General features: G+C 63.9%; 32 protein-coding genes. 26 read left to right on the top strand and 6 right to left on the bottom strand.

Annotation, left to right across the window (positions count from 1 at the left end; all coding sequences use genetic code 11):
• Positions 1 to 118: 118 nt before the first annotated feature.
• Together AC0L15_RS31480 and AC0L15_RS31475 are read left to right on the top strand one after the other, a co-directional pair.
• Positions 119 to 874, top strand: coding sequence for a phage terminase large subunit family protein (locus tag AC0L15_RS31480; RefSeq protein ID WP_287141239.1), 756 nt, complete (start codon positions 119 to 121; stop codon positions 872 to 874).
• Positions 875 to 879: 5 nt separating this feature from the next.
• Entirely contained in the window at positions 880 to 1,479 is a 600-nt protein-coding gene (locus AC0L15_RS31475) for a hypothetical protein (protein ID WP_287175872.1), read from the top strand.
• A gap of 308 nt (positions 1,480 to 1,787) precedes the next feature.
• Here AC0L15_RS31475 and AC0L15_RS31470 read toward each other — a convergent pair whose 3' ends face one another.
• Positions 1,788 to 2,405 carry a methyltransferase domain-containing protein gene (locus AC0L15_RS31470; protein WP_128175005.1) on the bottom strand — a complete coding sequence of 206 codons (618 nt, stop codon included), beginning with the start codon at positions 2,403 to 2,405 and terminating at the stop codon, positions 1,788 to 1,790.
• 127 nt (positions 2,406 to 2,532) lie between these two features.
• On the opposite strand from AC0L15_RS31470, the gene AC0L15_RS31465 reads away from it, so the two are divergent.
• A complete protein-coding gene (locus AC0L15_RS31465) occupies positions 2,533 to 4,257 on the top strand; it encodes a portal protein (RefSeq protein ID WP_473498178.1) in 1,725 nt (574 codons plus the stop codon).
• Complete coding sequence (locus tag AC0L15_RS31460; protein ID WP_091599017.1) at positions 4,254 to 4,577, top strand: Bbp19 family protein; 324 nt, start codon at positions 4,254 to 4,256, stop codon at positions 4,575 to 4,577. Before AC0L15_RS31465 ends, AC0L15_RS31460 begins: the two co-directional genes overlap by 4 nt.
• Before the next feature lie 193 nt (positions 4,578 to 4,770).
• Here AC0L15_RS31460 and AC0L15_RS31455 read toward each other — a convergent pair whose 3' ends face one another.
• A complete protein-coding gene (locus AC0L15_RS31455) occupies positions 4,771 to 5,085 on the bottom strand; it encodes a YMGG-like glycine zipper-containing protein (RefSeq protein WP_287175866.1) in 315 nt (104 codons plus the stop codon).
• A gap of 326 nt (positions 5,086 to 5,411) precedes the next feature.
• Between AC0L15_RS31455 and AC0L15_RS31450 the strand changes: the two genes are divergently transcribed.
• From AC0L15_RS31450 to AC0L15_RS31400, 11 genes are all read left to right on the top strand, one after another.
• Positions 5,412 to 6,320, top strand: a complete 909-nt coding sequence (locus AC0L15_RS31450) for a hypothetical protein (protein WP_473498176.1) — start codon at positions 5,412 to 5,414, stop codon at positions 6,318 to 6,320.
• 176 nt (positions 6,321 to 6,496) lie between these two features.
• Complete coding sequence (locus AC0L15_RS31445) at positions 6,497 to 7,486, top strand: Coat protein (protein WP_473498174.1); 990 nt, start codon at positions 6,497 to 6,499, stop codon at positions 7,484 to 7,486.
• 338 nt (positions 7,487 to 7,824) lie between these two features.
• Complete coding sequence (locus AC0L15_RS31440; RefSeq protein WP_287318528.1) at positions 7,825 to 8,058, top strand: hypothetical protein; 234 nt, start codon at positions 7,825 to 7,827, stop codon at positions 8,056 to 8,058.
• A 338-nt stretch (positions 8,059 to 8,396) separates the two neighbouring features.
• Positions 8,397 to 8,999: a phage connector family protein gene (locus tag AC0L15_RS31435; protein WP_287175859.1), complete on the top strand. Its 603-nt coding sequence runs from the start codon at positions 8,397 to 8,399 to the stop codon at positions 8,997 to 8,999.
• Entirely contained in the window at positions 8,999 to 11,455 is a 2,457-nt protein-coding gene (locus AC0L15_RS31430) for a phage tail protein (protein ID WP_287325343.1), read from the top strand. The genes AC0L15_RS31435 and AC0L15_RS31430 overlap by 1 nt, the downstream gene beginning before the upstream one ends.
• Before the next feature lie 204 nt (positions 11,456 to 11,659).
• Positions 11,660 to 12,319 carry a hypothetical protein gene (locus tag AC0L15_RS31425; protein ID WP_287175852.1) on the top strand — a complete coding sequence of 220 codons (660 nt, stop codon included), beginning with the start codon at positions 11,660 to 11,662 and terminating at the stop codon, positions 12,317 to 12,319.
• Between the two features lie 2 nt (positions 12,320 to 12,321).
• A complete protein-coding gene (locus tag AC0L15_RS31420; RefSeq protein ID WP_287175849.1) occupies positions 12,322 to 12,813 on the top strand; it encodes a hypothetical protein in 492 nt (163 codons plus the stop codon).
• The gene (locus AC0L15_RS31415; protein WP_473498171.1) at positions 12,813 to 13,703 is read left to right on the top strand and encodes a hypothetical protein; all 891 of its coding nucleotides are present in this window, start codon (positions 12,813 to 12,815) and stop codon (positions 13,701 to 13,703) included. The genes AC0L15_RS31420 and AC0L15_RS31415 overlap by 1 nt, the downstream gene beginning before the upstream one ends.
• A 102-nt stretch (positions 13,704 to 13,805) precedes the next feature.
• Positions 13,806 to 14,168, top strand: a complete 363-nt coding sequence (locus tag AC0L15_RS31410; protein WP_473498169.1) for a VanZ family protein — start codon at positions 13,806 to 13,808, stop codon at positions 14,166 to 14,168.
• Positions 14,169 to 14,998: 830 nt separating this feature from the next.
• Positions 14,999 to 17,863: an SGNH/GDSL hydrolase family protein gene (locus tag AC0L15_RS31405; RefSeq protein WP_473498167.1), complete on the top strand. Its 2,865-nt coding sequence runs from the start codon at positions 14,999 to 15,001 to the stop codon at positions 17,861 to 17,863.
• A gap of 260 nt (positions 17,864 to 18,123) precedes the next feature.
• Positions 18,124 to 18,711 (top strand): acyltransferase, encoded by a 588-nt coding sequence (locus AC0L15_RS31400; RefSeq protein ID WP_287175839.1) that lies wholly within the window; start codon positions 18,124 to 18,126, stop codon positions 18,709 to 18,711.
• Between the two features lie 88 nt (positions 18,712 to 18,799).
• Here the strand turns inward: AC0L15_RS31400 and AC0L15_RS31395 are convergent, their stop codons facing one another.
• The 4 genes from AC0L15_RS31395 to AC0L15_RS31380 all read right to left on the bottom strand — a co-directional run bounded on the left by AC0L15_RS31395 (position 18,800) and on the right by AC0L15_RS31380 (position 19,922).
• Positions 18,800 to 18,970: a hypothetical protein gene (locus AC0L15_RS31395; protein WP_023798595.1), complete on the bottom strand. Its 171-nt coding sequence runs from the start codon at positions 18,968 to 18,970 to the stop codon at positions 18,800 to 18,802.
• A 114-nt stretch (positions 18,971 to 19,084) separates the two neighbouring features.
• Entirely contained in the window at positions 19,085 to 19,309 is a 225-nt protein-coding gene (locus tag AC0L15_RS31390) for a hypothetical protein (RefSeq protein ID WP_287175837.1), read from the bottom strand.
• 38 nt (positions 19,310 to 19,347) lie between these two features.
• On the bottom strand, positions 19,348 to 19,623 hold the full coding sequence (locus tag AC0L15_RS31385; RefSeq protein WP_473498165.1) for a hypothetical protein: 276 nt from the start codon (positions 19,621 to 19,623) through the stop codon (positions 19,348 to 19,350).
• A 119-nt stretch (positions 19,624 to 19,742) separates the two neighbouring features.
• Positions 19,743 to 19,922, bottom strand: a complete 180-nt coding sequence (locus AC0L15_RS31380; RefSeq protein ID WP_031254697.1) for a hypothetical protein — start codon at positions 19,920 to 19,922, stop codon at positions 19,743 to 19,745.
• A 135-nt stretch (positions 19,923 to 20,057) separates the two neighbouring features.
• Between AC0L15_RS31380 and AC0L15_RS31375 the strand changes: the two genes are divergently transcribed.
• The 11 genes from AC0L15_RS31375 (at position 20,058) to AC0L15_RS31325 (ending at position 25,124) form a co-directional block, all read left to right on the top strand.
• Positions 20,058 to 20,867, top strand: a complete 810-nt coding sequence (locus tag AC0L15_RS31375) for an N-acetylmuramidase family protein (protein ID WP_287175836.1) — start codon at positions 20,058 to 20,060, stop codon at positions 20,865 to 20,867.
• Complete coding sequence (locus AC0L15_RS31370) at positions 20,864 to 21,082, top strand: hypothetical protein (RefSeq protein ID WP_023798600.1); 219 nt, start codon at positions 20,864 to 20,866, stop codon at positions 21,080 to 21,082. Before AC0L15_RS31375 ends, AC0L15_RS31370 begins: the two co-directional genes overlap by 4 nt.
• 16 nt (positions 21,083 to 21,098) lie before the next feature.
• Positions 21,099 to 21,344 (top strand): hypothetical protein, encoded by a 246-nt coding sequence (locus AC0L15_RS31365; RefSeq protein WP_287250367.1) that lies wholly within the window; start codon positions 21,099 to 21,101, stop codon positions 21,342 to 21,344.
• Complete coding sequence (locus AC0L15_RS31360) at positions 21,329 to 21,565, top strand: hypothetical protein (RefSeq protein WP_473498163.1); 237 nt, start codon at positions 21,329 to 21,331, stop codon at positions 21,563 to 21,565. The genes AC0L15_RS31365 and AC0L15_RS31360 overlap by 16 nt, the downstream gene beginning before the upstream one ends.
• Positions 21,544 to 21,885 carry a hypothetical protein gene (locus tag AC0L15_RS31355; protein WP_473498161.1) on the top strand — a complete coding sequence of 114 codons (342 nt, stop codon included), beginning with the start codon at positions 21,544 to 21,546 and terminating at the stop codon, positions 21,883 to 21,885. Before AC0L15_RS31360 ends, AC0L15_RS31355 begins: the two co-directional genes overlap by 22 nt.
• A 97-nt stretch (positions 21,886 to 21,982) precedes the next feature.
• A complete protein-coding gene (locus tag AC0L15_RS31350) occupies positions 21,983 to 22,273 on the top strand; it encodes a hypothetical protein (RefSeq protein ID WP_128170505.1) in 291 nt (96 codons plus the stop codon).
• Positions 22,274 to 22,544: 271 nt separating this feature from the next.
• Positions 22,545 to 22,838: a hypothetical protein gene (locus AC0L15_RS31345; protein WP_287283644.1), complete on the top strand. Its 294-nt coding sequence runs from the start codon at positions 22,545 to 22,547 to the stop codon at positions 22,836 to 22,838.
• A 704-nt stretch (positions 22,839 to 23,542) separates the two neighbouring features.
• Positions 23,543 to 23,860 (top strand): hypothetical protein, encoded by a 318-nt coding sequence (locus AC0L15_RS31340; protein ID WP_473498159.1) that lies wholly within the window; start codon positions 23,543 to 23,545, stop codon positions 23,858 to 23,860.
• Between the two features lie 313 nt (positions 23,861 to 24,173).
• Complete coding sequence (locus AC0L15_RS31335) at positions 24,174 to 24,467, top strand: DUF1236 domain-containing protein (protein WP_473498158.1); 294 nt, start codon at positions 24,174 to 24,176, stop codon at positions 24,465 to 24,467.
• 104 nt (positions 24,468 to 24,571) lie between these two features.
• Positions 24,572 to 24,856, top strand: coding sequence for a hypothetical protein (locus tag AC0L15_RS31330; RefSeq protein WP_473498156.1), 285 nt, complete (start codon positions 24,572 to 24,574; stop codon positions 24,854 to 24,856).
• A 37-nt stretch (positions 24,857 to 24,893) separates the two neighbouring features.
• Positions 24,894 to 25,124 (top strand): DUF2934 domain-containing protein, encoded by a 231-nt coding sequence (locus AC0L15_RS31325; protein ID WP_287308367.1) that lies wholly within the window; start codon positions 24,894 to 24,896, stop codon positions 25,122 to 25,124.
• Positions 25,125 to 25,225 lie beyond the last annotated feature (101 nt).

Here is a 25,225-nt window from a genome sequence, read left to right as displayed (position 1 = left end):
CCACCTTCTCCCACAACAAGGGGAGAAGGGAGAGCGGCCGCCTTGGCCAGAAAATCTTGGCCAAACAACACCATACGGCCGGCGCCTGCCAACATGATTCAAGTGCGAGGGCGAAGAAATGACCCGCCACGTCACCTTCATGACCATCGATGATGCCGAGCATTACACGCCGCAGCAGCGCGCCGCGATCGTATCGGCCTATCCGGCGCATGAGCGCGAGGCGCGGGCGAGGGGCATTCCGGTGCTGGGCTCCGGCCGCATCTTTCCGGTGGCGGAGGAACTGATTGCCTGCGAGCCGTTCCGGCTGCCGCGCTACTGGCCGCGGCTCGGGGCGCTGGATTTCGGCTGGGATCACCCTTCCGCTGCTGTCGAGCTCGCCTGGGATACGGAGGCCGACGTCGTCTATGTCGCAAAAGCCTGCCGCGCTTCGCAGCAAACGCCGGCCATGCAGGCGCTGACCCTGAAACCGTGGGGCGAATGGCTGCCCTGGGCGTGGCCGCGCGACGGCCGCCGCGAGACGCTGGAAGGTGCGGGCGTGGCACTTGCCCGGCAATATGGCGCGCATGGTCTGAACATGCTTTCCAGCCATGCGCAGTTCGCCGACGGTTCGGTGTCGGTCGAGGCCGGGCTGATGGAGATGCTCGACCGCATGCAGAGCGGCCGCTTCAAGGTGTTCTCGACGCTTCTGCCCTGGTTCGAGGAGTTTCGGCTCTACCATCGCAAAGACGGCCAGGTGGTGAAGCTGCGCGACGACCTGATGGCGGCGACACGCTATGGTGTGATGATGCTGAGGGAAGCGGTGGTCGACCCGGCGGAGTTCAAAACGGCACGGCGAAAGCCAGGGCAGAGTGATCCGCTGGGGGCGTTCCGGTGAGGGCGATGACCGTTCGCATTGTCAGCGCTACGCTGCGCGACCTCTCCTACATCGCCGCCAACCTGCGGCCCGAGGACCGGACGGAGATCGACTGCCAGTTCGACGAATGGTCGCCGGCGCTGCTGGCGCTGACGGCGCTGCAGGGGTTTGCCTATGTCGCCGAGCTGAACGGCAATCCGGAGGCCGGCTTTGGCGCCGCCGAGCAGCGCGGCGGCCTATGGATCGCCTGGAGCTGGGGCACGCGCCGCATGAGGCGCTGCGTGCCTGGGATCACGGCGTTCTTTCACGCGGTGCTGGGTCCGCAGGTTGCCGCGCACGGCGCCTGGCGGGTCGAGGCCCGGGCGCTGGCCACCAATGAACTGGCGCTGCGCTGGCTGGCCCGGCTGGGCGCCACGCAACGCTGCCGCCTGCCGGGCTATGGCAAGAACGGCGAAGATTTTTTGCTCTACGACTGGACAAGGTCGTCTGACTTTGGGTCGTCTGACTTTGGAGAAAGCTGGAACCATGTGCCTTTTTCAAAAGCCGCCGGCGCTGAAGCCGTTGCCACCGGCACCGACCATTGCCGACAAGGACGTGCAGGCGCGCGAAGCAGCGCTCCGGGCTGAGCTCGAGCAGCGCCAGGGAACCGCCGGCACGGTCAAGACCGATTTGTCGCCGAGCGAACTCAGCGGCCAGCGCCGCGTGCTGCTGGGGATTTGATGTGGGGAGGAGGGTAGCGTCTAGCAGCACCCCCCTCTGTCCTGCCGGACATCTCCCCTCAAGGGAGGAGATTGGATGTCACCTCAGCTTTCGCCAACCACCAACGCTGGAAGGCTGGCGAAACGCCGAAGCTGCCAATCTCCCCCCTTGAGGGGGAGATGGCCGGCAGGCCAGAGGGGGGTGTTCAAGCACCGACGTCGAACTCTGCGCGCTCTCACCCCGGCTTGCGCGCGAAGGCCCAGACCATCAGCGGATATTCCTCGTCGTTGCTGAGGTCGCGCCATAGGCCGTAGGCGCGCACCGGCCCGCCGATATGGGCTTTTGCGCAGGCTTTGTTGCCCCAGCTGAACACTTCAATGTTTGCCTGGGGGAAGCCGCCCTCGACCAGGACCTGCTTGAGGCCGGCGGCGGTCCAGCGGTTGTAGTCGTGCGGCCTGGCATGCACCCTGAACAGGAACGGCGTCGCCACCATCGCCCAGCCGCCCGGCCGGGTCATGGCGTGGATATTCTGTGCCGCGGCAAACGGGCGCTGCACATGCTCCAGCACCTGGTCGGCGATGACGACGGAATATTGCCGGTCGGTGCGGTCCTTGCAGATGTCGAAATCAGGGAAATCGACCGATGTATAGTTGGAGCAAATCGTCTTCCAGTGGCGGTTCCAGCCGGGCGAGATCTCGATCACGTCTGAGGATTTGCGGCCGTCGGCCTCAAGAAACGCGGTGAACGCCTCGATCTGCCTGATGCGCAGCCAGTTGCGGGAATCGTAGCCGATCAGCCGCTTTGCAACCTGCTTGCTTCGCCGCTTCAGGGCGCCGGGTAGGCTTTCCGTCATTGTCAAATCGATCTCCTTGAGTCGCCGCCCCGCGCCCCTTGAACATCGCAAAAGCGAACAAAATTCGACCTGGCCTTGGCAATATCTGGGCTTCGAACAAGCTGATACATCAGAACAAGGAAATGCCATGGCGAGCGATTCCCGTGCCCACGATATCCTGTCGCGACAGGCGGAACTGGAGAGCGAGCGCAGCCAGTATGAGGCTGTCTGGGAGGCGGTGTCGGAATTCTGCGACCCCGACGCGCCCGATGTCTGGAGTGGGCGCCGGGGCGCGGAACCGCAGGCCGAGCGGCAGCAGCGGCGCGGCGCCCGAGTCTACGCCAACACCATCAACTCGGCCGCCAACCGGCTGGCTGCGGGGCTGGAAAGCCTGGTCATTCCGCAGTCGGAGAAATGGCACGGGCTGTCGACCGCCGCCGTGAATGACGAGGAGAGCGAGGAGGAGAAGGAATGGGCGGAGGCGCTTCGCGATTTCCTGTTTGCGCTGCGCTATTCCGCCAATTCGAATTTCGTGCCGGCGACGCAGGCCTGCCTGCGCAACGTCGTGCGCTATGGCCCGGCCTATCTCTACGCCGAGGAGGGCTTTGGCGGCACGCTGATCCGCTATGCCTCGATCCCGGTGGTCGAGGGCTATCTCTGCCGCAACCGCTGGGGCCAGGTCGACATTTTCCACCGCCGCTATGAGCGCACGGCACGGCAGGCGGCGCAGCTGCTCGGTTATGACAAGCTGCCGGCGCGGATCAGGATGCTGGTCGACGACCCGGCCAAATGCGAGACCAGGATCTCGCTGATCCAGTGCATCCAGCCGCGCGACGAGCGCAAGATGTACCGGCTCTCCGGCACCTACCAGTATCTCGACACGGCCTTCGCCTCCTATCACGTCGTCGAGGACGAGGAGGTCATCGTCAGGGAGAGCGGTTTCCGCTCTTTCCCGGTCTCCTGCTTCAACTGGCGCCGCCATGAGGGCGACCCCTATGGCATCTCGCCGACCATCGAGGCGCTGACCACGGTGCGCGAGGAAAATGCCGTGCGCCGCTCGGGCCTCAGGGCGCTGCAGCAGATCACCGATCCGGCGACCGCGTCGAAGGCGCGGCTCGACTATGTGCCGGTGCTCAATCCCGGCGAGAATTATCCCGGCCTCATCGACGACAATGGCCGGCCGCTGATTGCGCCGATCGCTGTGGGCCAGAACCCGACCCATGCATTCGACTACGCGGAAAGCCGGGCCGAGGAGATCCGCGACATGATGTTCGTCAACCTGTTCCAGACGCTTGTGCAGAATCCGCAGATGACGGCCACCGAAGCCTTGATCCGGCAGGAGGAGAAGGGCGCGCTGCTCGGGCCCTCCGGCTCGATCATCCAGGCCGGCTTTGCCTCGAATCTCGACCGCGAGCTCGGTATCCTCGAGGACAAGGGATTGTATGAGGAAGACAGCCGGTTCCTGCCGCCGGCGAGCCTCGCCGGCAAGGCGGTGCGGCCGACCTTCACCGGTCCGCTCGACGTGCTGCGCCGCTCGGCCGAGGCGCGCGACACCATCCAGGTGGTGACCACGGCCATGCAGATGGCGCAGTTCGACCCCGGCGTCATGGACAATATCGACGGCGACGAGGCGCTGAAGATCGTGCAGAGCGCCGGCCGCAGCCCGCAGCGCATCTTTCGCCGCCAGGACGAGGTGGCTGATATTCGCGATGCCCGAGCCAGGGCGCAACAAGCGCAGGCCGGCATGGCGGCGATCGCCGCCGCCGGCAAGTTTGCCAGGGATGCCGTGCCGGCGGCGGTCCAGGCGCGCGACAGCGGCCTGCTCGACAGTCTCAGCGGGCTGATGCCGCAGGGCGGCGAGGGCGGCGCATGAGCGGCAAGCGCTTCGCCCATTCGCGCCAGGCCGGCGGCCCGGCCAGGGCGCAGGATGCGCTGACCAGGGCCTATCTCAGGGTGTTCTCGGGCCAGGACGGCGAGATGGTGCTGGCCGACCTGACGGCGGCGACCGGCTATTACCGCCGCCCGTCCTACGGCGAGTGGCTGGCCAAGACCAGGACGCCGAACGGCTTCGAGCTGCACAGCGCGCTGAGCAACGCGCGCGCCGAAGTGGTGCAGCACATCATGGGGTTTTTGACACTGGACGAAGCGCAACTGGCGGCGCTGGAGAAGGCGGCGCGGCTGGAGGGGAGGTAGGGTAAAGGCACCGGCGTTGGTCTTCCCTTCTCCTTGTGGGAGAAGGTGGATCGGCGCTCTAGCGCCGAGACGGATGAGGGGTGCTGGAAGAAATGAGGCGTTGGCGATCCTGGAGCACCCCTCATCCGGCCGCTTCGCGGCCATCTTCTCCCACAAGAAGGGGAGAAGGGAAGACCAGCGCCAGCGCTATCTCTCAATAATCGCCGCGGTAGTAGCGGTCGTCGCACCGGGCGGTGTAGATGCGGCCGTAGCGGTCCTGATAGCGGCAAAGCTGTTCGCCGCGCCGCTGTGGCGTCGTCGCGCTGCCGACGACCGCTCCCAGCAGGGCGCCGCTGGCTGCGCCGATAACCGTGCTCTTGGTGTCGCGGCCCAGGGCCTGACCGACGAGAGCGCCGCCAGCGCCGCCGACCAGGGCCCCCGTAGTGGCTCTTTGCTGGCCTTCGGTCTGCGCACATCCTGCCAGCGCGGCAGTCAGAAGCAGGGCGGCAATGGCTTTGTACATGGTCATCGTCTGATACTCCGTTGAAGCCTATGAACTAATACACTGGCTGGTTTTGCCAAGTGTTTGCCAAGTGCGGTTGCATTGCGGCGGAACCGCGGCAGCCGCTTGTCACGAAATGCGACATGGTTTCTTTCGTCTTGACGGTGCGTGCCTCCGACTCCGAAAGATCGTATTCGAACAAGACGATAGGGCCAGGTTCTGTCGAAAAGAATCAGGCTGCGGCCGCAACGATTCCGCCGGGTCCAGCCGATCCCTCAACAATCGAATAACACGCCCGGCTGAACTGGCCAGTGCTCGTTTCCATTTGCAAACAACAGAAAGGAATCTTTCTCATGACAGATCTGGCAGACGCCGGGTCCGTGGTGGCGTCGCCACCGGCGGGCAACCTTGCAGGGCCACCGGCCGCCGGGGACAACGGGTCCGCCCCGCCGGCCGGCAAGAGCTGGTTTGACGGTCTTTCCGAAGGCAACCGCAAGCTCGCTGAAACCAAGGGCTGGACCAAGCCAGAAAGCCTCGACCGGGTTCTCACATCCTATGCCGAGCTGGAACGGCAGCAGGGCGAAAGCCTGCGCATTCCGGCAGCGGACGCAGCTGCGGAAGACTGGGACAGGTTCCATGCCCGGCTACCTGAGGCGATGCGCCCCCTGACATCGCCCGACAAGGTCGAGTACAGGCGCCCCGACGGGCTCCCCGAAAACTTCGCCTATTCGGACGAGCTCGCCAACGCGTCCAAGGCGTGGGCGGTCGAGGCCGGCGCCACGCCGAAGGTGGCGCAGGCCTATCACGACCGCTTCGTCGGCTACATGGCCGAACAGGCCAAGGCGCAGCAGATCGCCGCTGCCCGTTCGGTCGAGGCCACTCACGACGACCTGGTCCGGGACTGGGGACCGACCGACAGCGACGGCTTTCGCCAGCGACTGGAGGTCGCCAACCGGGCGATGAAGAAGCTCGGCCTGGTCGATGCCTACAAGGCGAAGGGCATCCTCCTGCCTGACGGCGCCTTGACCGATCCGCAGACCGCCAAGGCGTTCCACGCGGTCGGCGAGGCGATGTTCAGGGAAGACACGATCGACGGCGGCGCGGCCCTGAGCGGAAGCAATCCGTTCAAGCGCAACGCCGCCGGCGAACGCAACCTGACCGATATCTCGGCCCTCGTCAGAAGCGACCCCGTCCGCGCCCGCCGGTTGGCACGCGAGGCCGGCGAAAACCCCGATCTGTGGATCCCGAACAACCCTCTTTGAAGCTGTGTCGATATTCAGGTGATGCCGGCCTGCAAACGACGGCTTTCTGCGCTTCCGGTGCTCACGTACCGAAAAGTACGCTCCGCTCCGGTTCTCGAAAGCCATCGTTTTCGGCTCGGCCTGACCTGAATCTCAACACACCTTCTCCGCCCATCAAATCCTGAAGGAAAGAAAAAATGGCAGACGCCTATACCCGCATCGCGGACGCGATCGTTCCGTCCGTCTACGCACAATACTCGTTCGAGGAGCACGTCCAGTCGCTCGAGATCTACCAGGCCGGGATTCTGTTTTCCGACCCGGCCATCGCCTCGAAACTCTCCATGGGCGGGCGTTCCGTCGACATGCCAGGCTGGAAGGATCTCGGCAACGATCCGTCCGAGCCGGTCAACGACGATCCGGCCGACTCGATCGAGATGAAGAAGATCGGTGCGCGCCGCGAGGTCGCCGCCCGCAATGTCCGCGCCCAGGCGTGGGGCATTCCGGACCTGACCTCGATCCTGGCCGGCGACGACCCGCAGAAGCTGATCGTGCGCCGCCAGACCGAATACTGGCAGCGTGCCAACAAGCTGACGCTGCTCGGCATCCTGAAAGGGGTGCTGGCCGACAACGTCGCCAATGATGCCAGCGACCTCGTCCGCATCACCGGCGCCTCCATCGTCGACACCGACATCATCGAGGCCGCCTATCTGATGGGCGACCGCGCCGACAAGTTCAAAACGATCTGGATGCACTCCAAGCAGATGAAGGCGCTGAAGCTCGCCGACCTCATCGACTATGTGCCGCCGTCCGAGCAGGGCGGGCCGCTGATCCCCTATTATATGGGGCTGCGGGCCGTCATCGATGACGACATCCCGGTCGCGGCGGGCGTCTACACGGCGTTCATGTTCAAGGACAAGGCAATCCTGTGGAACGAGCTGCTGGTCAATACCGAGGGCGGGCCGCTGGAGTTCGACCGCAAGCCGCGCCAGGGCCATGGCGGCGGCGTCACCGAAATGGTCGCCCGCCGGCATTTCGTCCCGCATGTGCCCGGCACCCGCTTCCTCGACGCGTCGACGGCGGGTGAGTTTGCGACCGATGCCGAACTGGCGCTGGCGGCGAACTGGGACCGCACGGCGTCGAGCGTCAAGCACATGACGTTCATTGCACTGAAGACGACCGAAGCCTGAGAGACCGTTTGGAAACTCTACTCTGGCGGCCATCTGATGGCGTTTTCTGCGCTTCCGGTGCTCACGGACCAAAAAGTCCGCTGCGCGCCGGTTCTCGAAACCACCACCATATGACTCGCCAGAGCGAATTTCGAAACGGTCTCTGAGCGGACCGGAAGGGGTGGGGCGTCAGAGTCCCGCCCTTCTGGACGCCAGGTCGGCCGATGTGGCTAATCCCAATTCACGCGCCGTGCTGCCCCAGAATTGTTGTTGTTGCACATTGATCAATCGCCGCCACCAAACGGTTACACAAGCGGGCGATGCTGCCATGTCTTTGCAATGGGAGGGTAACCATGAATATGACCTACAAGGCAGTTCAGGATGTGCTTCGAAAAGCCGGCATTGTCATAAGCAAAAAGGGCGAACTTCACCGCATCAACTTCTTCAGCGGTCTGGAAAACACCGCCTACTACACGACGAGCCTCGAGGATGCGCTTGAGCGCGGTTTGGCAATGGCGAGAGGCGCCGAAAGGTTGCCAGCAAGCGCCTTTGCCAAGTCGCGCGGGCGGCCGACGAGCGCACACTTCGGCTGACGCGTCATCGCCGCGTTGCGCGGCGATGTTGTGAAATAATATCACGTGGCGCACGCTGGCAGTTTTCCAGCGGTTGCATTCCTTGGCGCCCCCCTCTGTCCTGCCCTCTTTGCCCAAATTTGGCATCTCCCCCACTTGGGGGGAGATCGGCAGCTTCACCGATAACGCCCTATACTTCAACGTTGGCGATTGAAAGCCAACGCGACATCCTATCTCCCCCCGTGTGGGGGAGATGCCCGGCAGGGCAGAGGGGGGCGCGACGGATCGCGACCTTCCTCACAATCCCACCCCACTCATGTCCTGCTTTTCCCGATCCACACAGACGGAGGCCTAAAACCATGGCCATGACCCCGCTCGACATCGCCAACATGGCGCTTGGCGTTCTCGACGAGGCGCCGGTCGACAGCCTTGATCAGGATGTCAAACCGGCCCGCCTGCTCAACCTGCATTTCGACCTGACCCGCGAGGCGGAACTGATGAAACATGCCTGGGTGTTCGCAATCCTGGCGGCTGCCGTCGCCGGGTCCGATACCGGCAGTGGCGCGGGCACGCTGAACATTGCCTATGAATTGCCCGTGGACTGCCTGCGGCCTTTACCGCTGACCCACAATGGTGAGCCGGATGGCGTGCCGATCGCGTGGCGCCAGGAAGCCGGGCTGATTTATTGCGACCGGCCGGGGCCGCTGATCATCCGCTACGTCGCCAACCTCACCGACCCGAACGACTGGGACCCGACGTTCACCGAAGTGCTGGTCGCAGCGCTTGCCGTCAAGATCGCGCATCCGCTGACCCACAAGGCGGGCATGATCGACATCGCCCGCGGTGCCTATAGCGCGGCGCTGGACGCGGCGTTCCACGCCAACGCCATCCAGCGTGGCGGCAGGTTTTCAACATCGTCCTGGGCGATCCAGCGCGGCGACAACCGGTTCTGGCGCGCCTGATGACGATGCTCTATCCCATCCAGGACACCTTCGTCCGTGGCGAGATCAGTCCGCGATTGCACGCCCGCGCCTCGCTGGACCTTTACCGGGCCGCACTCTCGCGGTGCGAAAATTTTTTGACGCTCCCGCATGGTGGCATCCGCAAGCGCGGCGGCACCTATTTCTGCGCCGAGGTGAAGGATTCTTCCAAAGCAACGCGGCTGATCCCGTTCATCTTCTCGGCGGACCAGGCCTATGCGCTCGAATTCGGCAACCTCTATATTCGCGTTTACGCCTATGGTGCCCGCGTCGGGGTGGTTGAGGTGGTGACGCCATACCTGGAGGCCGATCTGTTCGATCTTCAGTTCGTTCAGTCAGCCGACCAGATGTGGATTGTCCACAAGGATTACATGCCGCAGGTGCTTACCAGAACGGCGCACACCACATGGACGCTGGCCGAGTTCGTCTTTCTCGACGGCCCATACGACGACATCAACACCACGGCGACCACACTGATGCCCGCCGAGAGCGGCGCTATTCACCCAATGATGACCAGCAACACCCTGCCATCTGGCACCGCCGCAAGTTCCGCCGGCACTGCCTGGCATGCGTTCGACCGTGACAACAAGACAGTTATAACGTTCGGTACGACCACCGGCGACGTGTCCTATGATTTTGCAGGCGCTGCGACAAAGGTGTGCGACGCTTACTGGATACAGACTAGGGCGAACGGCGGCTCCAGAGCACCGGTGTCATGGGATTTCCAGGGCTTTGACGGCACCAACTGGATCTCGCTTGACAGCCGGACGGCGGAAACCGGCTGGTCGCGCGGCGAAGTACGCTTCTACGAATTCCAGAACGAGACGGCCTATCAGTCCTATCGGATAGTGCTCAACGGATCCGAGGGCGACGACAACATGGACATAGCCGAGATGGGCTGGCACGAGGATGGCGATACACAGACGCCGTTCAATCTCACAGCGTCATCGATCGTCGGCATCAATGACGGCACCGGGTTTCAGACCAGCGATGTCGGCCGCGCCATTCGGCTGCTCGGCTCGGATGCGATCTGGCGCTGGGCGCGCATCGTCAGCCGCACAAGCACGACCGTGGTCACTATCCGACTGTACGGCCATGCCCTGCCAAATCTCAGTCCTATCGCCCGCTGGCGCCTCGGCACCTTCGTTCCCGGCAAGTATGTTCAATCCGGTTCGCTCTATGAGGAGCGTCTCGCCTTCAGCCGCAAATTCTCCGTCTATGCCTCAGCAACCGGCGATTTCGAGAACTTCGCTACCGGCGAGGAAGATGACGATGCTTTGGAATTTGTCCAGGCCGGCGGCGGGCAGGCCAATGACATCACATGGATTGCGGAATCCGATGGGGCGCTGGTCATTGGCACCCTGGGGGGCATTCGGGCGCTGTCGGGCTCGGGCATCGATGAAGCGCTGACGCCGTCATCCTTCAAGAACCGCCGCTCGCGCACCTTTGGCTGCGCGCCATTGCGCCCTGTCGACGCCGGGCAATCGTTCCTGTTCGTCACCAGGTCGCGCAAATCGATCGCCGAATTGACCCAGAGCGCGACAGGCAAATTCACCTCGGAGGATGTCGGCCAGGTTTCCGAGCATATCCCGAAGCAGGGTGTCGTCGAACTGGCGTTCCAGACCGATCCCGACCCACTCCTGTGGTTCCCGCTCGATAATGGCGAGTTGGGGGGATACACGCACCAGCCTTCGCAGGAAGTCCGCGGCATGCACCGGCATCGCATCGCCGGGTCTTTCTCGGGTGCCGCGTTCTCAGATTCAGCATGGGGAATGGTCGAGAGCGCCGTGGTGACGCCGGGGCAGGACGGCAATGACGATCTGTGGCTGATCGTCAAGCGCACCATCGGCGGCGCCACCAGGCGCACTATCGAAATCAAGTCGGTGCCGTTCGAATATGGCGAGGTCGCCGACGCATTTGAGGTCGATTGCGGTCTGACCTACAGCGGTGTGGCTACAGTCACGGTCACAGGGCTCGATCATCTCAACGGCGAGACCGTCGACGCCCTGGCGGATGGTATCGTCTATCATGGCCTCACGGTGGCCGCTGGGGCTGTTTCCTTGCCTGGTGGGGCAATGGCGGCCAAATGGCAGGTGGGTCTACCCTATGAGGCCAGCGCCGACACGCTGGAGCTCGATGTCGGCGGCAGGGATGGCTCCATCGTCGGCCGGCGCAAGAAAGTCGCAAAAGTCATTCTGTCGCTGTTTGAGACGGATACGACCGGGCTGGAGATTACGTCGATGCAGCGTGGCCGGTGGGAGCCGGTTCGTGTTCCCTCGGTCGTGGCGCCTGACAGTTCGGCCAACCTGTTCACCGGCAATGTCGAGGTGCCGATCGATGATTCGTGGGAAGGGCAGGGGCGGCTGAGAATCCGCCATACCAACCCGACGCCGTGCACCATCCGGGCGTTCACGCCGGTGTTTGACAGTGAGGCGTAGTTGAAACTGCCGATCTCCCCCCTTGAGGGGGAGATGGCCGGCAGGCCAGAGGGGGTCGGTACGACCTACGCAGCCTCCTGTCGCGGGCGAGAACGCCGGCGCTTCACGCGAGACGACCCCCTCTGTCGCTTCGGCGACATCTCCCCCTCAAGGGGGAGATTGGCGCCCCGCCCTTCCATCACTCCCAAAAAAGGACCCCGCTCAATGACCCCATCGCCCCATGCCGAAGCTCTCGGCAGGGCGCGGACGGCTGCCGATTTTGCTGCCGTCATCGCCTTGCTCGACAGCGACCTCAAAAATGCTGCCGCCCGCAAACTGGAACTGGAAAAGGTCAAGGGTCGTGCGCTGTTCGGCCGTGGCGACCTCGCGGCGACACGCATTGCGCTCTCCGAGGCCAACGCCGTCGTTGCGCTGCTGGAAAAAACCCGTGAGGCGGCGAACAAGCGCCGCGCCGCCGCGCAAAGCGAAGACTGCGTCGACATCGCAGCACTTGCCGACGAGATCAGGGCAAACGCCGCTTCCCTCGACGAGCGCTGGCGCATGGCCCACTGGCTGGTCGAGCAGCTGCGCCAGCAATTGTTCGACGCCGATGCCTTGCGCGGTGCCGTCGCCACCGCCAACAGCCAGCTCGACGCCGCCGGCGTCGCCAACCTGAAAATCAACCCGACCGCCATCCGGCGCGCCGCCGTGACCGGGCGGCGAGCGACAGCTCCGGCTCGTCTCAGCGCGGCAGCGATCCAGGCCGACAGACTGCTTCTGTCGCTGCTCAGCCCCGGCGGTGCGCTCGACCCGCGACCGGCGCTTGGCGCGCCGGTCGGAGGCATCGCGGGTCGATATTCGCTGCGTGGCCGGGGCCGCGGCTGACCATGTGCACGCTTGCCCTTATCGGCACGGCTCTCTCGGTCGGCGGCGCGCTAATCGAAGGCCAGCAGTCGCGGCAGATGGCCGACTACCAGGCCAGCGCCTATGAGCAGCAGGCGCAGGCCGACGCGCAAGCCGCCGCCTTCGAGCAGGCCCAGGAGCGCCACAAGCAGGATCTGTTGCTGTCGCAGGCGCGCGCCCGGGCCGGCGCCTCGGGCGTCGCCCTGTCAGGCTCGCCGACCGAGGTGCTCGCCGCCAATGCAAGGCAGGGCCAGCTCGACATCAAGGCGATCCAGTACGGCTCGCAGCTGCGCCAGAACAATTTGACCTCGCAGGCCGCGATCTCGCGCTTTTCCGGCAGGCAGGCGGCGGCTGCCTCGATCTTCAGGGCAGGCGGCAATCTCGTGTCCGGCCTTTCCGGGCTGTACGACCCGAAGAAAGCGGTGACGTTCGGCAACAGCGCCTTTCCGCCGGCGCCGGGCGGAGGGCTTTACTGATGGCGACCATCCCCCTCCAGCTCGCCCAGCGCCGGCTCGATACCGGCAGCGTGCTTTCCTATCCCGACAGCTCGCCGGTCGGCGCCGCCATGCAGGGCTTTGGCGACGAGCTCTCGGCCGTCGCCGAGCGTTTCCGGCAGCAGAAGCAACAGCAGGACGCGTTCGACGCCGAGGTCATCGGCCGCGAGTTGAACGGGCAGATTGCCCAGGCCGAGAAAGAAGCGATCCAGAATGCGCCGGCCGACGGCCGCGGCCTGCACGACGCCATGTATGGCCAGGCGCGCAACGGTGTCGTCAAGCCCGGCCTGTTCGACAAGATTTTCGACAGCACCGTGCCAAAAATGCCGGAAAGCCAACGCGCCAGCTTCATCAGGCAAAAAGAGGCGTTGAGGCTGGCCGGCTCGGCGCGCATGGCCGCACAGCAATATGCGCGCCGCCAGAACTATGAGCAGGCCGAATGGTCCAAGGCGCAGGCTGCGGAACTCAATGCCATCGCGCAGAGCGACCCCGACGACAGCGCGACGTTCGAGGCGATCAGGCGGAGCGGGTTCGACTTCATCGCCAAGATGGGCAGCCCGGTGGCCCGGCAGCTGGCCGAAACCGGCTGGCGCAGCAACACGGCAAAGGCGCTGGCCCAGGCGATGCTCGCCAAGGATCCGAGGCGCGCTGCCGAAATGCTGGGTGCTGCGCCGGCCGCGCAGGCCGGTGACGGTGAAACCACAGGCGCTGATGGCACTGATCCGTCGGCGAAAAACCCGAATTGGCCCGCTTCGGGCGACGACCGCCTTGCTGATCTGACGCCCGACGACAGGGTTGCGCTCGCCCGGCTGGCCGGCGATAAGAGCGACGGCGGCCTTTCTTACAACACAGACTTGTGGTTCTGGATTTGAAATTCCCATGCGCTGATGCGATCATTGGCAAATCCACCTCGCCCATGCAGGCTTCTCAGATGAAGGACTGACCCTACCTTGTTGCGCCTAGATTCTTTTCCGATGCTGGCAAGGATCGTTTTTCCGATCACGTTGGCCGGCGTTCTCCTGCTCACGCTTCTGCCGGCGCGGTTCTTGCCGGAACTCGGCAGGGCCGTCACGCTTTACGACGACAAGCTGCAGCACGCCATCGCCTTCGCGGTGCTGGCGGCCCTGGGAAGCCTCGGCTGGCCGGAACGCAGGACAAGGCTGATTGTCCTCCTCGCCTTTACCGGCGCGGCGATCGAGGTGCTTCAGGGCGCGCAACTCATCGGGCGCGACCTGGATGGGTTCGACTGGGTTGCCGACTGCGCCGGCATGGCGTTGGGACTGACAATCGCCGGGACAAGCAGGCGCGTTGGCAAGCGCGTCGGCGGATTGCCGTAGGCCGTCATCCCAGGGCGAAGCAAGGAGCGAAGCGACGCAGACGCAGACCTTGGGATAACCGAGCTGCGGCGGATCAGAGTAAAAGCGTAGCGATCCTTCGCGCCCCCTCTGTCCTGCCGGACATCTCCCCCACTTGGGCCACTTGGGGGGAGATCGGCCGCCATCTCCGCTTTCGCCAACCACCAACCTTGCGAAAAGGACGCTGTCCGCGAAGCTGCCGATCTCCCCCCAAGTGGGGGAGATGTCCGGCAGGACAGAGGGGGGCGGTGTCCCTCGGCGATCAAAGGTTCTGCACCGCCAGCAGCGCTCCGAGGTAACGGAAGGATCCCTCCGATGTCACGGAACGGATCCCAGGGTCTGCGCTGCGTCGCTTCGCTCCTTGCTCCGCACTGGGATGACGAAGGCGCGGGGGTTCGGCCAATCGCCGAGGTGCCATGGACCGGGCGTCCCGCGCCCGCTGGAATCACTTTCAAGCCTCGCTTCGCGGGGTTTTTTTTTATGGAGCAAGCCTGATGGCTCGACCCGCAACTGCTGCCGTTCGCCTTCTGACCGGCGAACGCGAACCCGTGCGCCTGGCGACCACGGCCAGTATCCTGCTGCATCGCCTGCAGACCATCGACGGCGTGCCGGCTGAGGTCGGCGACCGCGTGCTGGTCAAGGACCAGGCCGACCCGACGCAGAACGGCATCTACACGGTGAGCGAAGGCGAATGGTTCCGCGCCGCCGACGCCCGCACCGCCCGCACCTTGCAGAAGGGAACGACGGTTCACACCCAGATCGGTTCGGTCAATGCCGGCCGGGTGTTTGAATTCAGCGCCGACGAGCCGGTGGTGGGCCGCGATGCCATCGCCATTGCGCCGTTCGTGCCGCCCGACATTGCGGAGGTGGTCGGTGCGGTGGTGACGCTGCGCGATGAAACGCAGGTGCTGAAGCATGCCACCGAGGCCAGCGCCGGCCAAGCCGCCGCCAGCGCGTCCACTTCCGCTGCCAATGCCGGACAGACCGCCGCCGATGTCGCTTCCACCGCGGCCAACCTGGCCGGCGCCCAGGCGGCACGCGATGCGTCGCTGTATGGCAAGGGCATTTTCCCGACGATCGCGGCGGCGGTCGGATTTGGCGTTGCTGGTTTTAGCGCCCTGGTCGGCGGCGCCGGCGGCACGGACGGCACTTTCGATCTGGCGTTTACCGGCGGCGCCGGTTCTGGCGCCGCAGGACGCTTCGTTATCGCTGGCGGTGCTGTGACGATCATCCTGATCACGGCACCCGGTTCCTACACGGTCGCGCCGAGTTTCAGCTTCGCCGCGTCTGCGGGACTGGCCGGCGCAAGTGCGGCGGCGGTTTTGGGCCGGAATGTCGAGGTTGGTGAGTACTTTTGGACCGAAGTTTCAGCCGGCATCATGGGAATGTACACCGTTGCGGCCGGGCCGGTTGCCGTCGACACCGGTGTTCGCGCGTCGGCAGCGGAAGTTGTCGCCTTGATCGGGTCGCGGACGGTCGGGCCGGTTGCTATCACGGGCTCTGTCGGCGGCACGGCTGTTGTCAACAACAGCGTCTATTATTGGCCGGGCTCACTGTCAGCCGTCGATGAGTTTCTTTCGAGCCTGGAACTCGGCTTTGGTGCAGGGGCAGGAACAATCCATGTCGTAATTGCCCACGTCGAGGGCGATGGCGCGTTAACTCTCGTCTCTGAACAAACCATCCCTGTCGTGGCCGGCCCGTCTTCCGTCAATTCGGGGATCTCGATCCTGAAGCCAGCCGGCAGCGTCATGGGCCTGCAACGGACAGGGGTCGGCACCTGGTATTATACGGCGGGAGCCATTCCGAACGGCGAAAGCAAGTGGTTCACGGCGACGGTTCCTACGTCACACACCGTCAAGACCGTCGACTTTGTCAATGGTCCGCAATGGAAAGCCACTTTCACGGGCGAAGTCGGCACGAAGGCGCGTGCAGCCTACGAGATCGCAAACGATCTGGTCGACATCGTCGGCACAGAGCAGGTGGTCGGCTGGCCGAACCCGGTCTACACTGGCACGAATACCCCGGCGAACTACAGCGTCGTCATGCAAACGCCAGCGCCGGCCGATGGTTACATCACCGAAATCGATGTCGGTGCCAGCGGGGCCGGCACGGCCAACATTCACGTCATCCAGTACAATGGCGACCTGACCGTCAACGTGATCAGCACGCACCAGATCGCGTTGGCCAATGGTGTGAGCGAAATCCCCCTCAGCATACCGATTGCAGCGGGGCAGTACCCGGCAATCAGCGGCGGCGGCTATAAGTTTCAGAACAGCGTCAACCCGCAAGGCATCCCCGCATGGACTAGGTCTGGCGTGCTGTCGAACGGCGCTATTGTGGCATCATCGACCCTGCACCGCTATGAGGTTGCGTTCACGATCAAAACTGGCCTCATCGCCGACGCTGCGCGGGCTCTGACAGGCGGCACACAGAACACCGGCATGAACCTGCTGGCGGACGCCGACCCGAATGGCGTCGTTGACGCGACCGCAATCTTTGCCTCGGCCGCTGCTGCCCATCCAAACCCGTATGTGCCGCCCGGCAGCTTCGCGTTGACGGCTATGCCTAAATGGGGTGACGGTTTTTGGGGACCAGGAAAGCCGTTCGTCGGCGGCCGGAGGTTCTTCGTTCCGGCCCGCCCGTCGCTGTTTAATCTCTATGATGGCTTCCGGGCCAAGATGGCAGAGCATATCGCCAACAACGATGTGCTCTGCTTGATCGCCGATAGCATCGGTCATTGGGCGTTGGCCAGCAATGGCCCGGCGCATTGGTTTAATCGAGTTACCCAATTTGCCAATCTCGGCATTGCCGATGACGAGCCGGGCATGACGGCGCTGCGGCCAAGCTCCACCTATACGCCGGCCTTCTTTGGCGTTGCGACCAGCGGAACCGTCTCGACGGGAACGCGCGGGCCACTTGGCGAAAGCATCATCCTTGCGGATGGCGCGTCCCTGGCGTTCACTGGAGCTTATGAACAGGTCGATGTCCACTACACCCGGGACGCCGGTCAAGGTTCGCTTGCCTTCGCTTTCGACGGTGGCGCGGCGTACAAGACCGTCAATGCTGCCGGCGCTCTGGCGCTCGATCAATATTCCGGCCCGTCGATGACGGGGCAGGCTGCCAGCGGCAATTACACACTGACGGCGGTAGGCGGCCCTGTCGAAATAACCGGGCTTATCCGTCTTGGAATCAAGGTGCCGGGATCCCGTCCTCGACTGCGCTCACTGCGCGCCGCGCATGGGAGCTATACCTTCGCGTCGTTTAATATGGCGCGCCTTACATCAGCAATCGTCCAAGCGAGCTATGCTGGCGGCAAGATCGTGCCGATACTCGCGCTTGGCATCAACGACAGTTTTGGTACCGCGCCGGCTACGATTTCAACGAACATCACTGCGGTGCTTAATACGCTGGAGGCAGCTGCCGCACCTCGCATCCTTGCGATGCCGCCGACGCGCCCGTCTTCGGCCTGGGATGGTAGCTACACTGGAGGGCGGACTTACGACGCGGCGCTTGGCGCTATCCGCCAGACATACCGGTCACGAAACGTGCTGACGATCCCGATTGATGGTTTCGATTATATCGACGCTGGAGCCTATCAAGAGGGGCTTCACTTCAACGACGTCGGCCATGACAGCAACGCCTTGCGCTTCATCGAATATGTCGCGGAGAGGGGATAGGCAAATGGCACAGGCAATTCAGCACAAGGGTGAGACGGTAGCCAAACTCCGGGAAGGCGAGGAGTGGGTCGTTGTCGGCACCAAGATCGAGCGGCATGGGCTCCCTCACGTCGACACTGTAGATGTCGGACGAGCTGCATCCGAATGCAGCCGGCAGCCTGCGCCATGCCACCTATGACGCCGAATGCCTGCGTCAAATGGTGCGTCGGGGTCTCTTCGATGCCTAGACTGAAATGGTGGCGTGTGGCAGATGTTCGCAGATGCGTATCTTCTCCACTATTCTCGCTGTTCGCCGCCGCTTTTCGTCTTGGATCGCCACAGGCGCCGCAAGGGAGAATGCCGTCATCGGGCCGCGCACGAAGTTCGGTGCCGGGGCGGAGATCTTCAATATTCATGGCGACAGGTCCCGGGTCTCAATCGGCGCGGACAGCCATCTGGACGGACATCTGCAGGTCTTCGCCCATGAGGGTCGGATCAATATCGATGACTGGTTCTACCTTGGTCCAGGCTCGACGATTTGGTCATCGGATCCGGTGGGGATCAAGATCGGCAAACATGTCCACGTCTCGTGGGGGGTGGCGATCCACGATACCAACTCGCATCCCATGGACCCGCAGAAGCGTTTTGCGCAGATGCAGGCCATCTTTCGTGAAGGCCATCCGCGCGTCGATCCAGGCATCCGCTCAGCACCGATCACAATCGGAGATGATGTCTGGATCGGCAACAGTGCCATGATAATGAAGGGTGTCACGATCGGCGACCGGGCGATAATTTCAGCCGGCTCAATCGTACGGTCGGATGTTCCGGCCGACGCTTTGGTGCGGCCGGACCGCGACCTAGTGAAATGAAATGATGCCTTCGCTCATCAATGAGCGTCGTCCCATCATAGAGCGCCAACCATTCGCTTGCGCCAAGGCGCGGGCGAATGGCAACAGGCTAATGACGACTGTCTTGCGGCTTGTTGTGAGGCTGGCTGTTCGACCACCAGACAAAATACAGCGAACCCACCTTCATGACCGGCACGCGGCGCTCGCGTTCGCGCCCCCGCAATTCGCGATAGACTTTTACCTTCAAGGTGCCGCCCGGCAGTTTGATGCGCACGGCCATCGGTTCAACTCCGCTGTGCAATTCAATGATGATGTGCGACGCAGCAATTAGAGAACTTCCCCAGCCGACGAGTCAACCGCCGATGAGCGCGTTTGTTGGCTTGACCGGAAGGGTTCAAGCGCAGCCGCCCGAGGACGGCTTTTTCGGGCCGTCAAGGCGCTGCCTGAGATCGGTTGGGATCGTCGTCGGGCTGTCGTTCAACGGACGCGGCCGGTTCGACCACCAGCTGAAATACAGCGAGCCCAGCTTCAGAACCGGGATGCGGCGGGCGCGCTCACGCTCGCGCAACTCCCGATACACCTTCATCTTCAAGGTGCCGCCCGGCAACCTGATACGCACTGCCATTGCTCCCAACCCCCGTTGTGCAATGCAGCGACCTAGAGAGCTTCCGTGGCGGAAGTGTCGAGGGCTGATCGTTGATTATTTCTGCGGCTGTTTCCGGGGCCGGTTCCAGAACGGTCCGGGCGCAGGCTCGGGATCATCAATTTGGCGGGCGTCCGGACGGACGATCCGAAATGCTGCTCGGCCACCAGACGATGAAAATAGTCTCCAAGCCGCCAGACCGGGACTTGGCGCTTCTGCTCGCGGCGGCGCAGCTCGTCCTTTTTCTTGATCTTCAGTGTCCCGCCCGGAAGCCTGATCCTGATTGTCACGCGCCCTCCGCACCTGTTCCCATGGGGTATGAACGGTTCATGGGAGCAGTTTATTCCGGCTAAGCGGTTTCCATCCCGATGGCAATACGGATCGAGCTGTTCTCAACTGGTCAATGCCGTCAGTTGAAGAAATTCGCCATGCCCTGGAAGGCCAGGAACGCATAGACGATCGGCCCGGCTATCAGCCCGCAATAGAGGCACAGGATCACCGCCAGCGCGACAAGCAGCGGCTTGTCGCGGCCGACCGCGCAGAGCTCGGCCTTCACCGTCCAGCGCGCCGTTCCTTCGTGTTGCGACATCGGCAATTCCCCTCAGCCTGGGGCCATTTCACACAATCGCCTGCAAACATCAACCGGGCGCCTGCAAACATCAACCGGGCGCCTGCAAACATCAAGCTGGCGCCTGCAAACATCAACCTGGGAAAGGACAAGACCATGGACATGACGTTCAAGGGCGCCGCCAGGCGCCTCGACGATCTCGATCTGCCAAGACTCGGCGCCAGCATTGGCGTCGGCGAAGACGAGATCCACGCCTTTCTCGATGTCGAAACCAGCGGGCATGGCTTCGACGCCCAGGGCCGGCCGGTCATCCTGTTCGAGCCGCATGTGTTTTATCGCAATCTGGCGGGCGCGGCTCGGGCAAAGGCGGTAGCGGCCGGCCTTGCCTATGCCAAATGGGGCGAAAAGCCTTATCCCCGCGACAGCTATCCGCGCCTGAAAGCCGCCTGCGCCATCGACGAGACGGCGGCGCTCAGATCGGCGTCATGGGGGCTCGGCCAGGTTCTCGGCGAGAATTTCAGGGCGGCCGGCTTTCTGACCGTGCAGGCGATGGTCGAAGCCATGATGGCGGACGAGGCGCTGCAGCTGGCGGCGGCGGTCAATTTCATCGCCGCCAACCGGCTCGACGGCAGATTGCGCAAGCATGACTGGGCCGGCTTCGCCAAGGGCTACAACGGCGCATCCTATGCGAAGAACGCCTACGATATCCGGCTTGCCGAGGCATTCCGCAAATGGTCCGGGATCAGGGACACGCCGCCCCCTCCGGCGCCGGTTCCGATCCCGCAGCCGCCGCAACCGAAGGGTTCCACGCCCGCCACGGCAGAGCCGGGCAAAGCCGGAGTGCGGCGCGGACCGTTTTCCGGATCGTTGTCCGGATTATGCGCCGCAGTGCTGGCTCCGTTGGTTGCTGCAATCCTCTCCCTGTTTCGAAAGGCCCCCTCCTTGTTTCGAAAGGTAAAGCCATGAACTGGTTCAATACCAACGCCGCGCACAATCTGATCAATGTGCTGATCCTGCTGCTCACCGGCCTGGTCGGCTTCGACTGGACGCTGTTCGGCATCGACGCCGCCCTGGCGCTAAAAATCACCGGGGTGCTGGCCCTGCTCAAGATCCTGATCAATGTCGTGCGCGACGGCGTCGCCGGCCTCGTCAGAAACCAGCCTGCCGTGGAGGGCAATTGAGATGTGGGTGCTTTCGATGCTGGGCGCGCTCGCCGGCAACACGACGATCTTGGCGATTTTTGCCGCGCTCGTCGGCGGCATCGGCCTGTTTGTCGCCGGCGGTCGGGCCAACAAGGATGCGGCCAGGCGAGCGGCGGAAAAACGCGCCGCCGTCGAGGAGCGCCTCGAAATGGACCGCGAGGCGACCGATGCCGAACGCGCGGCGCGCGACCTGCCGGACGAAGCCGCACGGCGGGAGGCGATGCGATGGGCAAAGCGCTGATGCTGCTGCTCGGGTGCCTGTTGCCCAAGTGCCTGCTGTTTGGCGGCCTGCCGCTCGCCGGGTGCGCAACGCCGGTTTCGCCGGCGCGCCAGCTCTGGTGCGACCACAACCAGCCGCGCCGTGCGTCCGCCGCCGTCGTCGCCGCCATGACGCGGCCGGAGCTCGACGAAATCAATGCCTACAACGGCAAGGGCGCCAGATGGTGCGGGTGGAAGCCATGATACAGGAACTTCTCGACGCGCTCGGCATCAAGGCGCCGGTGGTGGTCGCGGGCCTTTCCGGCGGCATTTTGCGAGCCTTGTCGCGCCACCGCTACAAGGTTCGCGAGATGGTGGCGTCGCCGATCTGCGGCGCGCTGGCGGCGGCCTACCTGACATTGCCGGTGGTGCATTATTTCCGCGCCAGCGGCCTGGCGATTCCGGCCAACGACGACACCACGACGCTGGCCGCGGCGTTCCTCATCGGCGTCTTGGCGATGTGGATCTCGGACATCGTCTTCGAAGTGGTGGTCAGGCGGTTCAAGCCCGAGAAGGAGGAGTGAGATCGCGGGTTGTGTTGTTGCGCCCTCGTGCCGTTGCGCAGGGTGCGGAACCACGGGCGAAGCTGCGCGTTAGGCACGACCTTTGCAAGGATGCAGCATGCCAGCTCGCTCAATCGTCCCGACAGCCGCAGCGATCCTGATCGCCGCCACAAGCATGGCTTACGGCCGGCCGGATGCGCGCACCATGACATGCGAACAGACGCAGCAGCTGATCCAGAGCCGGCGCGCCGTCGTCCTGTCCACCGGCCGCAACACCTATGATCGATATGTCCGCCAATACGGCAATGAGTGCGACTGGCCCGAAGCGCCCGTCACCTCCTACATCAGGACGCTTGACGGTCAATGTCGGGTCCATCGATGCGAGGAACCGGTTCTCGGATTGCGATGATGCGCCATTAAAGTCCGGGATCAAACACCTAGGGGTCTGCGCCGCGTCGCTTCGCTCCTTGCTTCGCCCTAGGATGACGAAGGTGTAGTAGCGTATGGCTAATCGCCAGCGTTGGAGATTGGTGCTAGAAGCAGCCGGCGCCTGATCCAAGGTCTCTTCCCGCGACGTCTCTTCGCCCCGACCACCAAGGTGGGCCGATGCGCTAAAAGCCGAAGGTTGCGGAACCACGGGCGAAGGTGCGCGTTGGGCACGACCCTTGAGAGGATCTATCATGCCAGCTCGCCCAATCGTCGCGACAGCCGCAGCGATCCTGATCGCCGCCACAAGCATGGCTCACGCCCGGCCGGATACGCGCGCAATGACATGCGAACAGACGCAGCTTCTGATCCAGAGCCGGCGCGCGGTGGTGCTGACCACCGGCCGCAACACCTATGACCGCTATGTCCGCCGGTTCGGCAATGAATGCGACTGGCCCGAAGTGCCTGTCGCCGCCTATGTCAGGACGCTTGACGGTCAATGCCGGGTCCATCGATGCGAGGAGCCGGCGTTCTTTTTCCCGGACTAGCGGGTCTTCGTCATCCCAGGGGGAGCAAGGAGCGAAGCGACGCGGAAGCGTAACGAGCAGGGTTGCGCATGCAAGCGCCGTTCTGGGCCGCTGCATTTTTCGGCCTGGGTAACGGCATGGATCCCAGGGTCTGCGCCGCGTCGCTCCGCTCCTTGCTTGCCCTAGGATGACGAAGGCATGGTGGGATTTGGCCAATCGCCAGCGTTGGCGATTGGCCGGCGACCGGCCGGCAGCTAAGGTCCCACGGCCTCTAGGATTAGCCAAACCACCCCTCCACTTCGTCATCCCAGGGTCTGCGCCGCGTCGCTACGCTCCTTGCTTGCCCTGGGATGACGAAGGCGTGGTGGGATTTGGCTAATCGCTAGCGTTGGCGATTGGCGGTTGCAGGCCAGAGGCCCCGCTCTAGAAGCCGAAGAACTGCCAGCCGACCAGGTAGCCAAGCGCGACGACCACCAGGGGAAACAAGGCTGGCGCCAGCCGGCTCAGGGCGGAGCTCCTTGCCGGCTCCCTTGGGGAACTTCTTTCGGCGTTTCCGAGGTTCTTGGTCATTCCGCTATAGTAGCAATCGCTGATTAACGATTCCCCAACATGCCGCGCCCGATGCCGTGCCCGCGCGATGGAGCCGGGCGGCTTGCTGCAGGCGGGAACCAATCGCCGCCAACCGGCTTTGGCAAAGAGCGATCGTTCGCGCGGAGGCGTTCGACATGAAACCTTTCGCAGTCCTGCCACTGCTCGGCGCACTGGTGTTGGCGGCGCCGGTTGCCGCCCAGACGGAGAACCAGACACAAGACCAGGCGCCTGCCGGCCACTGCCAGGCCCAGCCGCAGAACGGCGAGCAGCAGCCGCCGCCGCCCGTCAACAACGGTGACAACAACAACCTGACCGACACGCTTGACCCCTGCAACGGCGTGCTGCTGCCGCCGCCGACCGGCGATCAGAGCATGGCCGCACCGCCGCCGGACCAAGGCAGGACACCGGTGCTCAAGCCCGGCGAGGTCCCGGCGCAGCCGCCGAAACCATAGATTGGGGGCATTTGCCGGTCTCGCGCCTGACGTGCCGGCGCCGGCAGGGATTTTTGCCGTAGGGCGGAACATTAGTTATCGCTAAATGTTCTTGTCGAAGCAGTCGATATCACCCCCCTCCGGTATCGCTGCTGATCGGGCAATCCGATCGGCCCGCGCGCTTGGCGACCAAGAACGCGGGCCACTGCCAGCCAAGGCGACGATCAATTAGCCGCCACTCACGGAACAAGAAGGTTTCGTCACGCGTTGGCAATCAGGGCAGAGTCGTCCCGACCGAGGAAGGCAGAGCCCGCAAACCAGACAGGAGAAGACGATGAAAATCCACCTTGTTCCTGCCGCTGCTGGGCTGCTGGCCGGCGTCGGCGTCGCCACCGCAGACCAGGTGATTATCACGCCCGAGCAGCAGACGGTCGTCCGCGAATATGTGGATAGGCACCCGCTGGCGTCGATCAGCCTCCTGGGCGTGGAACTCAACGTCGGTTCCACGTTGCCCGACACGGTTGAACTTCACGAGGTTCCCGACGTCGAATACAGATACGTAGTCGTCGACGATCGCACCGTGCTGGTCGATCCCGGCACCCGCAGGATCGTGCAGGTCATCGACTGACCTTCACCCGCCGCTCTCCCGGGAAGACGCGGGAAGGGCGGCGGCTCGCCGGCAGGCAGCCGGCTGTCGATCGTCTTCGTGGCGGGACGGAAGGAGCCATTTCCATGTTGCCGCATGTCGAATCACTCGATGTGGCCGCATCCGTCGACAAGCTGCTTGCCGAACGGGGCTCGGCCCTGTTGTCGATGAAGGCGTTGATTGCATCCGTGCGTGAGCAAACCGGAACCGAGCGCTCGGACGCGGATCTGGCGGGGCTGATCACCAAGAAGGCGGCACTCCTCGGGGTCGCGGTGCTGTCCGATTTGGGCGGACCAGACTCAGGCCGACCCGATTCTGGCCGACCCGATCTGGGCCGAAGCCCCCAAGACGCCGGTCGAAAATTCAGCTAGAAGTTGTCGCTCACCGATTTGAGCCGAGGAGGCAACAGTGACTGATAACAGGCAGGAACGCATTCGCCGGCGGGCTCACGCGATCTGGGAGCAGGCCGGCCGGCCCGACGGCGCGCATCAGCAGCACTGGAACCAGGCCGCCGCCGAGATCGACGGTGAGGAAAGCCGGCCGAAAAAGACTGCTCGGCCAAAGGCGCCGGCTCGGCCGAAGGAGCCGGCGGCCGGCAAGGTGACCAGTTCAAAGACTGCCCGGCCGCGCAAGGGCTAGCCGCCATCTGATGTAGTGCTCTACGGCGCCCCCCTCTGTCCTGCCGGACATCTCCCCCACGAGGGGGGAGATTGGCAGCTTCGACGACGGCACTCTTCTTG

The sequence above is a fragment of the Mesorhizobium sp. WSM4846 genome (genome assembly GCF_055811415.1).
Note: the sequence above shows the minus strand (reverse complement) of the source record. Positions and strands in the feature narration are given on the sequence as shown.